This is a genomic window from Mesorhizobium sp. M7A.F.Ca.CA.001.08.2.1, assembly GCF_003998455.1.
In the GTDB taxonomy this organism is placed as follows: Bacteria; Pseudomonadota; Alphaproteobacteria; order Rhizobiales; family Rhizobiaceae; genus Mesorhizobium; species Mesorhizobium ciceri.
This window is the reverse complement of sequence record NZ_RZPW01000891.1, coordinates 1-2,315: the sequence shown is the minus strand read 5'-3', so window position 1 is coordinate 2,315 and position 2,315 is coordinate 1. Positions and strand designations below refer to the sequence as shown.

Annotated in this window: 2 protein-coding genes; both read left to right on the top strand. The window is 63.7% G+C overall.

Features of this window, described 5'->3' with window-relative positions:
- Positions 1-961: aminomethyltransferase family protein (locus tag EN914_RS32525; protein ID WP_164779078.1), on the top strand; the 961-nt coding region annotated here is incomplete at its 5' end.
- Between the two features lie 9 nt (positions 962-970).
- The coding region (locus tag EN914_RS32520; protein WP_164779077.1) for a Xaa-Pro peptidase family protein at positions 971-2,315 on the top strand (1,345 nt) is incomplete at its 3' end.

Below are 2,315 nucleotides of genomic sequence, written 5' to 3'. Positions count from 1 at the left end.
CGCCAAGGCGGCAGAAGACCGCTTCATGATCTGGGGCTCTTCGGCGGCGCAGAAATACCACATGCGCTGGTTCGAGAAGCACCTGCCGAAGGACGGAACGGTGCGCATCCACCGCTTCGACCAGACGCTGGTCGGCCTGTCGATCGCCGGGCCGAAATCACGGGACCTGCTGCAGAAACTGGTCGATGTCGACGTCTCGACAAAAGCCTTCCGTTTCATGGATTTCCGCGAGATGGCTGTTGGCGGGGCGCCTTGCATGGTCAACCGCATCACCTACACCGGCGACCTCGGCTATGAAATCTGGATGGCGCCGGCCTACGAACGCCTGGTTTACAAAGCAATCAAGGACGCCGGCGAGGAATTCGGCCTTGTCGATTTCGGCATGCGCGCTCTGCTCTCCATGCGCCTCGAAAAGAACTTTCCGACCTGGTTCCGCGAGTTGCGGCCGATCTATGGACCGTTCGAGGGCGCGATGGACCGCTTCATCAAGCTCGAGAAGAATGACTTCATCGGCCGCGAGGCCGCCGCCAAGGAACAGGCCGAGGGGCCAAAGCTGCGCCGCGTCTCCTTCATCGTCGATGCCACCGACGCCGATGTCATGGGTGACGAGCCGATCTGGGCCAAGGTCAGCAAGGACTACGGCACGGTGGAAAAGCCGCATGGCTATGGCGCGCCGCGCTTCGACAAGGGCGGCAAGGAAATACGTGGCTCCAAGGCTGCCGAAGGCGCATCCGCCGTGCGCGGCATCGTCGACGGCGACTGGCGCGTGGTCGGCTGGGTCACGTCGGGCGGCTATGCGCATTATGTGCAGAAGTCGATGGCGCAGGGCTATATCCCCGCAGCGCTTGCCGAGGACGAAAGTGCCGGGCTGTTCGAGATCGAGATCCTCGGTCACCGGCGCCCGGCCCGCATCAATGTCGAAGCGCCCTTCGATCCGAGCGGCGAGAAGATGCGGACCTGAGTTTCGACGATGGACAGCGCGGGGCCGAAGGGCAGCTTTGGCCGCCACCGCAAGATCATGCCGTTCGAGCCGGGCTCGATCGAAGCTTTGCGCGACGCCTCCCGCCAGAAGGCGGGTTCGCTCAACCAGCATGTGCTGGGCTATGGCCCGCAGGCCGAGGCTGAGTGGGCGGCGGCAGGCATTGCCGCGCCCGACCTGGCGGCGATGCGAAAATACCGGCTGGAGCGTATCCGCGCCGAGCTGAAGCGGCGCGGCTATGCCGGCGCCCTGCTCTACGACCCCGTCAACATCCGCTACGCCACCGACAGCACCAACATGCAGCTTTGGGTGGCGCACAATCCGACGCGGCATTGCTTTATCGCCACTGAAGGCCCGGTGGTGCTGTTCGATTATTTTTCCTGCGAGCACCTGTCCGACCATTCCGGCGTCGTCAACGAGGTGCGGCCGGCGGTGTCGTGGATGTATCTCTATGGCGGTGAGCTGACCGAGCAAAAGGTCCGCCGTTGGGCCGCCGGAATAGCCGATTTGGTCAGGGAACATGGTAGCGGCAACAGCCGCATCGCTGTCGACCACATCAATCCCGAAGGCGTCGAGGAGCTGGCTCGCCTCGGCATTTCCATCGGCAATGGCGAAGCAGTGATGGAGAACGCGCGGCTGATCAAATCGCCGGACGAAATCCTCGCCATGCGCCGGGCGATTGTCGCTTGCGAAGCGGCGATGGGCGAGATGGAACAGGCGCTGAAGCCGGGCATTTCCGAGAATGAGCTATGGGCGGAATTGCATCGTGGCAACATCGCGCGCGGCGGCGAGTGGATCGAGACGCGACTGCTGACGTCAGGCCCGCGCACCAATCCGTGGTTCCAGGAATGCTCTTCGCGAAAGATCGAGGCTGGCGATCTCGTCGCCTTCGACACCGACCTGATCGGCCCCTACGGCTTCTGCGCCGACCTGTCGCGCACCTGGCTGTGCGGCGATGCAAACCCGTCGAATGAACAGCGCGCCCTGTTCCGCATCGCCGCCGACCAGATCGAACACAACATGGCTCTGATGCAGCCAGGCATCTCGTTTCGCGACCTCGTCGAAGCCTCGGCGGTGCCGCCGGGTGACTGCTTCCCGACGCGCTACGGCGTGCTCTATCACGGCGTCGGTCTGGCCGATGAATACCCGACCTTGCCGCATGCCAGCGACTGGACATCGGACACGCCGGACGGCGTGCTGGAACCTGGCATGGTGCTGTGCGTGGAAAGCTATATCGGCCGGCTTGGCGGGCGCGAAGGCGTCAAGCTCGAAGAGCAGATCCTGATCACCGAGACCGGCAACGAACAGCTCTCAACCTACCCGCTGGATACGAGGC